6 protein-coding genes are annotated in these 6,121 nt (G+C 70.6%); 3 read left to right on the top strand and 3 right to left on the bottom strand.

Translation table 11 applies throughout. The features are described 5' to 3' along the window. Window positions 1-58 precede the first annotated feature (58 nt). From dcd to CCS38_RS00845, 3 genes are all read left to right on the top strand, one after another. Entirely contained in the window at window positions 59-634 is a 576-nt protein-coding gene (dcd, locus tag CCS38_RS00855; protein ID WP_030259148.1) for a dCTP deaminase, read from the top strand. A 51-nt stretch (window positions 635-685) separates the two neighbouring features. Beyond that, window positions 686-1,183: a phosphoribosyltransferase gene (locus CCS38_RS00850; RefSeq protein WP_030259145.1), complete on the top strand. Its 498-nt coding sequence runs from the start codon at window positions 686-688 to the stop codon at window positions 1,181-1,183. 131 nt (window positions 1,184-1,314) lie between these two features. Continuing rightward, window positions 1,315-2,862 carry a ricin-type beta-trefoil lectin domain protein gene (locus tag CCS38_RS00845; protein ID WP_223731239.1) on the top strand — a complete coding sequence of 516 codons (1,548 nt, stop codon included), beginning with the start codon at window positions 1,315-1,317 and terminating at the stop codon, window positions 2,860-2,862. A 104-nt stretch (window positions 2,863-2,966) separates the two neighbouring features. On the opposite strand, the gene CCS38_RS00840 is transcribed toward CCS38_RS00845, so the two are convergent. The 3 genes from CCS38_RS00840 to CCS38_RS00830 all read right to left on the bottom strand — a co-directional run. Next, the gene (locus CCS38_RS00840; RefSeq protein WP_223731240.1) at window positions 2,967-3,935 is read right to left on the bottom strand and encodes a Yip1 family protein; all 969 of its coding nucleotides are present in this window, start codon (window positions 3,933-3,935) and stop codon (window positions 2,967-2,969) included. 157 nt (window positions 3,936-4,092) lie between these two features. Beyond that, on the bottom strand, window positions 4,093-5,556 hold the full coding sequence (locus CCS38_RS00835) for an FG-GAP-like repeat-containing protein (protein WP_223731238.1): 1,464 nt from the start codon (window positions 5,554-5,556) through the stop codon (window positions 4,093-4,095). A gap of 187 nt (window positions 5,557-5,743) precedes the next feature. Then, the coding region (locus CCS38_RS00830) for an FG-GAP repeat domain-containing protein (protein WP_223731237.1) at window positions 5,744-6,121 on the bottom strand (378 nt) is incomplete at its 5' end.

The raw sequence follows: 6,121 nt of genomic DNA, 5'->3' as shown, positions 1-6,121 counted from the left end.
GGAGGCGGGACGGATGCGGGGTGCGGAGCCCCGGGTACCGGGCGCGTATCCTCGTGGCGTGCTTCTCTCAGACAAGGACATCCGGGCCGAGATCGACGCGGGCCGGGTGCGTATCGATCCCTACGACGAGTCGATGGTCCAGCCATCGAGTATTGATGTGCGCCTCGATCGGTACTTCCGAGTGTTCGAGAACCACCGGTATCCGCACATTGACCCCGCCGTCGAGCAGCTCGACCTGACGCGGGAGGTCGTACCCGAGGGGGACGAGGCGTTCATCCTGCACCCCGGTGAGTTCGTACTGGCGTCGACCTACGAGGTCATCACGCTGCCGGACGACCTCGCCTCGCGGCTGGAGGGCAAGAGCTCGCTGGGGCGGCTGGGGCTGCTGACGCACTCGACGGCCGGGTTCATCGACCCCGGGTTCAGCGGGCACGTCACGCTGGAGCTGAGCAATGTCGCGACGCTGCCGATAAAGCTGTGGCCGGGCATGAAGATCGGGCAGCTGTGCATGTTCCGGCTGACCTCGCCGGCCGAGTTTCCGTACGGCTCGGAGCGGTACGGCTCGCGCTACCAGGGCCAGCGCGGGCCGACGCCCTCGCGTTCGTACAAGAACTTCCACCGTACCCAGGTCTGAGGACCGTACGGCGGATGCGATGGGGAATCGCTAGAGGGCTGAGAGAGATACGTGACTGACGTGCGGGAAAATCTGACGTACGAGCGTTTCGGCACCGCCATTCGTGAGCTGGCGCAGACGATTGCCGATGATGGGTACGAGCCCGATGTGGTGCTGAGCATCGCGCGGGGCGGGGTCTTCGTCGCCGGGGGCCTGGCGTACGCGCTGGACTGCAAGAACATCCACCTGGTGAATGTGGAGTTCTACACCGGCGTGGGCGAGACGCTGGAAATGCCCGTCATGCTGGCGCCGGTGCCGAACGCGATCGACTTCTCGGACAAGAAGGTGCTCATCGCCGACGATGTCGCCGACACCGGGAAGACGCTGAAGCTGGTGCACGACTTCTGCCAGGGCACCGTCGCCGAGGTGCGCAGCGCGGTGATATACGAGAAGTCGCAGTCGCTGGTGAAGTGCGAGTACGTCTGGCAGCGCACGGACGACTGGATCAACTTCCCGTGGAGCGTCGAGCCGCCGGTCGTGCGGCGCGAGGGTCAGGTTCTCGACGCCTGAGGGCGAACTTCCCGTACTCGTGCGCCAGTTGGGGCGCATGACGAATTCGGGCCAATCCTGTGCCGGGTGTTCCGCCGGGTTCTACCTACGAGTAGAAACCGGCGGTAACAGCAGACCGGAGGGGAGGCCCAATGGTGCGTGCGAGACGAGGGCGGCGGCTGGTGACCGCAGCCGCCGCCGTGATGGTGCTGACCGGTGGTGTGACCGCCGCCGGTACGGGGGCGAGCGTGGCGGCGCAGCCGTCGGCCGGGGCCGCGGCGGCCGCCGCGGACAGCAAGCCGCTGCCGCCCGAGCTGGAGAAGATCAGGGCCGAGGAGGCCACCCGGCTGTACGGGGATCCGGCCGAACGCCCGATGGAGCAGCGCAAGACCTCGCTGATCTCGCTGGGGGACAGTGAGATCTCGGGCGAGGGCGTCGGGACGTACGAGCCGGGGACGAACGGACCGGACAACTGGTGTCACCGGTCGCCGGACGCGGCCATTCACCGGACCGGTATCGCCGCGGATGTGAAGTACAACGTGTCCTGCTCGGGTGCGTACACCGGGAACATCAAGATCGGCGGCAGCAAGCAGTACGCCGATGAGCTGGTGCAGAGCGACAGCCTGGCGATCAAGGCCAGGAACACCCGGCTGAAGATGGTCGTGCTGGTGGCCGGGGCCAACGACGACCTGCAGTTCGGTCCGGTGATGACGGACTGCGTCACCCGCTGGCTGCTGCTGCAGGGGGCCTGCGAGCCGAAGTACGCGCCGGGGTGGCAGGCGCGGGTCGACGGGCTGGTGCCGAAGGTCGAGCAGACGGTCGGTGATCTGCGGACGGTGATGCGGGACGCCGGGTACGCGGACGGCGACTACAAGCTCGTGGTGATGGGGTATCCGAGCCCGATCGGGCCGGACATCGAGGACAACCCCGATTTCCCGGGGAAGCTGCCGGGCGGCTGCACGGGATACACCTCCGACTCGGCGTGGGGGCGCAACGCCGCGGTACCGGCCTTCGAGGAAGGCATGCGGAAGGCGGCCCGCGATGCGGGCGCCGTGTACCTGGACAACTCACGGCTCTTCCACGGGCACGAGGTGTGCATGGAGGACCCCTGGGCGCGCGGCCTGTACGTCGATGTCTCCCACCCCTTCCCGCCGGACGCCAACTCCGTACGCCAGTCCTTCCACCCGAACGCGCGCGGGCACGCCGCGTTCGCCTCCTGCCTCACCCAGCTCTATGCGTCCGGCCTGCGGGAGGCGTCCTGCGCGGACCCGGCGAGCACCGGGAAGACCGAGCTGTACGCGGGGGCCTGGGACGATGCCTACCGGCCACTGAAGAATGCCGGCACGGGGAGCTGTGTGGACGCGACGGGCGGCAGTTCGCGGAACGGCACGGCCGTCGGCGGATGGGACTGCAAGGACCAGCGGAATCAGGGCTGGTGGTACGACAGCGGCCGGCGATCGGTGCATGTGGAGCTGACGCAGGACCGGTGCCTGGACGTGCCGGGTGCGAAGTACGAGGCCGGGGCCGGAGTGGTGCTGTGGAACTGCTCGGGCGCGGCCAACCAGCGGTTCGTGAAGGACGCGGCGACACAGAGCATCCGGCCGGAGGCGGCCCGGGAGCTGTGCCTGACGCTGGCTTCGGCGAAGGACCGGGTGCGACTGCAGAAGTGTGACGGGTCGGCCACGCAGCGTTTCACGTGAAACAGCGTGTGATCAAGGCCAGTTGAGAGGCAGTAGGGCCCCGTTCCGGACGGAACGGGGCCCTACTGCATCAGGATGTGCAGCCAACGCGGCGGCGGTCGTTACTACAGCGTGCCCAGCTTCACCAGGGCGAGCAGGGCGACCAGTTGGATCGCGGAGGCACCCAGCGCCTTGGGCCAGGGCAGGTCGTGCGACCTGCGGACCATCGTGGTGAAGAGGTACGCGGCGGCGAGCCAGGTCAGCCAGCCGAGGACCTGGACGAGCGTGCTGTCGCCGCCCAGGAACATCGCGAAGAGCAGTCGCGGCGCGTCCGTGATCGACATGATCAGCATGGACAGGCCGATGGTCGGCTGCCACCCGCCGTCGCCGCCGAGCTGCCGGGCGAGGGTGTGGGTCACCGCGCCCAGGATCAGCCCGCCGATGACGAACATCACGCCGGTGATCAGCACCCACGGGATGCTCTGCGAGAGCGTGGCGTTGAGCACGTCCTCGCGGGCGGCGTCGAAGCCGAAGACCGCGAGCAGGCCGTAGATGAAGGTCACGACGAGGGCCGGGCCCCACACGGCGTAGTCGCGCATCCGCCAGAAGGTCTGGTCGGGCTGCCGGACGATGCCGGTCAGCAGCTCCTTCCACGGCAGGCGCGGGCCGGCGGGCGGGGCCGCCGACTGGCCCGCGTGGTACATGCTGCCGCCGCTGTACTGGCCGTTGTCGTACTGGCCGTCGTACTGGCCGTCACCGTACGCGTCCGGTGCCTCGCCCACGCTGAATTGCTGGGTGTGGCCCGGTGCGTCCGCGCGGGCGTTGCCGCCGCCGTAGGGCGGCTGCTGCCGGGCGTGCCCCTGGTCGCCGAAGTACTCGGGCTCGCCGTGCCGGCCGGCGCCCTGGGCGCCGCCGTGGGGAGCCTGCTGCTGCCACTGTCCCTGTGCGGGGGGCGGGGCCTGCCGGCCGTACGGCGCCTGCTGCTGACCGTACGGCGCCGGTGCTCCGTACGGACCAGGCTGACCCTGCTGACCGTACGGGGCCTGACCCTGCTGCCCCTGCTGCGCGGTGCGGGAGTTCCGTCCGCGACCCATCCTGAATCCAGCCACGCTTCGAACGTACCTGGTCCCAGCGGGTCGTAGGCGGGAGAGGGCGGACAGGACGGGCATTGCTGCCGACCTGTGACATCCCCTAGGGGATTCCCGGCGGGGCGGCCGAGGGCCGTCCCGCCGGGGCCGAGCGCGTCCGGAGTCAGCCCGTGAAGAAGGCGCCGAACTGCGGCCGGCCGGTGGTCGGCACGCCCACCGTGCCCGGCGTCACCGAGCGGGCACCGGCGGTGCCGATGCGGGTGCCGTCGGACGGCAGGGAGACGACCGCGCCATTGCCGTCGTTCTCGTAGCCCGCGCCCACGGACAGGTCGGCCCTGCCGTCACCGTTGGTGTCGGAGAGGAAGACCTCGGTGCCGAAGAGGTCCTTGGTCTCGGACGCGCCGGGCACGCCCGGGACGTCCTGGTGGAAGTACTGGACGCCGTGGGAGGTGTCGATGCCGGACGCGGAGCCGCGCAGCACGGTCACCGAGCCGGTGTCCGTGACGCCGTCGATGTCCTCGCCCGCCGCGCCGATCGCCAGGTCCTGCCGGCCGTCGCCGTCGATGTCGCCGAGGGAGACCTCGTAACCGAAGCTGTCACCGTTCTCGGAGCCGCCCGGGACCGCGCCGGACTCCTGCGTGATGGTGTCCATCCGGCTGGTGGGGCCGCTCGCCGAACCGTAGATCACATTGACCTTGCCGCCCTTGGTGCTGCCGGGTGCCATGTCGGCGTCCCAGTGCATCCCGGTGACCAGGTCGCCGTAGCCGTCGCCGTCCGTGTCACCGATGGCGGTGATGAGACCGGCCGGCAGCTTGCGCGCGGCGGAGCCGGACGGGCCGGAGGCCGAGCCGGGCAGGTAGTAGTTGGCGTTGTAGTAGTTCTCGCCGTCGTCCGCGGTGTTCTGGTAGCCGTCGACGACCAGATCGGTGCGGCCGTCCGCGGTGACCTCGCCGGCGGTGAGCTGGATGATGCCGCTGTCGGCGCCGCTGAGGATCGGCAGCGTGACCGCCGACTTCGACGCGGCGACTCCTGCCGAGGTGAAGCCGCCCTTGAGGACGCGCAGCGTCGCGGAGCTGGTGCCGACGGCCAGGTCGCCCTTCTTGTCCCCGTCGAAGTCGCCCGCGGCGAGCGCGCTGCCGAAGCGGTCGTGCTTGGTCGGGGCCGGGTCGGGGACCGTGGCGGCGCGCGATATGCCGCCCGCGGCGCCCCAGAGGATCTGTACCGTGCCGCCGTCGGCGTCGCCCGAGACATCCTCGTACGGGGCGCCGACGGCGAGGTCCGCGTACCCGTCGGAGTTGAAGTCGCCGGCCGAGGTGGTCAGGCCGAAGAAGTCGTCGGTCTCCGCCGCGCCCGGAACGCCGGTGGTGTCCTGGGTGAAGGTGGCGTGCCGGGCGGCCGAGACGCCGTCGGCGGAGCCGTAGAGGACGGTGACGGCGCCGGCGTTCTTGTGGCCCCCGACGGTGGCGGCGGGCGCGGAAACGGCCAGGTCGCGGTAGCCGTCGCCGTTGAAGTCGCCCTGCAGGCCACTGCCGGCGGCCGCCGCGGGGCCGGTGGAGAGGGTGAGCAGACCGCCGGTCAGGGCCGCCACCGCTGCGGTGGCCACGGCCGTACGAAGGTGCTTGGGCACGCTGTTCTCCTGCTGCATGCGGGACGCGGGCGCATCCCGTCCGGATGAGTGCCGTCCGCCGCGCGTCACCGGGCATTCACCGGGAGTCCAGCGGCAGTTGACGATCACAAGACCCGCGAGGGGGCAGGAGGGTTGCACGCCGTACGCCACCCGGTGGCAGCGCCGCGCTGCTCATTCCGTAGAGCGCTCACTCAGTAAAAGCCGCCGTGCTGAACGACACCGCGGGCTCGTCCGCGAAGCCGGATGGCGTGCCTCGGTGCACTGTGACCGTGTCCCCGTCGCCCGAGCGGGTGAGGAGGGCCAGGTCGGCTCGTCCGTCCCGGTCGTAGTCGGCCAGCCGGAGCACCGTCGCGCGGGCGGTGGCGGGCATGTCTGGGGGCTTCGGTACGGCCTGTTCGCGGTCCGCGCGGAGGCCGCGGGCCGAGCCCGTGAGGAGCACGGGGCGTTCCGGGCCGCCGGAGACGACCAGGTCCGTACGGCCGTCGCCGGTCACGTCGCCGGCGGCCACCGACCGCCCCGCCACCCGGACCGTGGCGCTCCGCGGGGCCGCCGTGCCGATGCCGTA

This window comes from Streptomyces purpurogeneiscleroticus (genome assembly GCF_020024005.1).
In the GTDB taxonomy this organism is placed as follows: domain Bacteria; phylum Actinomycetota; class Actinomycetes; order Streptomycetales; family Streptomycetaceae; genus Streptomyces; species Streptomyces purpurogeneiscleroticus.
The sequence above is the reverse complement of the archived record's forward strand: the minus strand, read 5'-3'. Positions and strand labels throughout refer to the sequence as shown.

Excerpts from the sequence above, each read along its gene's own strand:
- CCS38_RS00840 (WP_223731240.1), bottom strand. The coding sequence starts at position 3,935 with ATGGGTCGCGGACGGAACTCCCGCACCGCGCAGCAGGGGCAGCAGGGT.
- CCS38_RS00845 (WP_223731239.1), top strand. The coding sequence starts at position 1,315 with ATGGTGCGTGCGAGACGAGGGCGGCGGCTGGTGACCGCAGCCGCCGCC.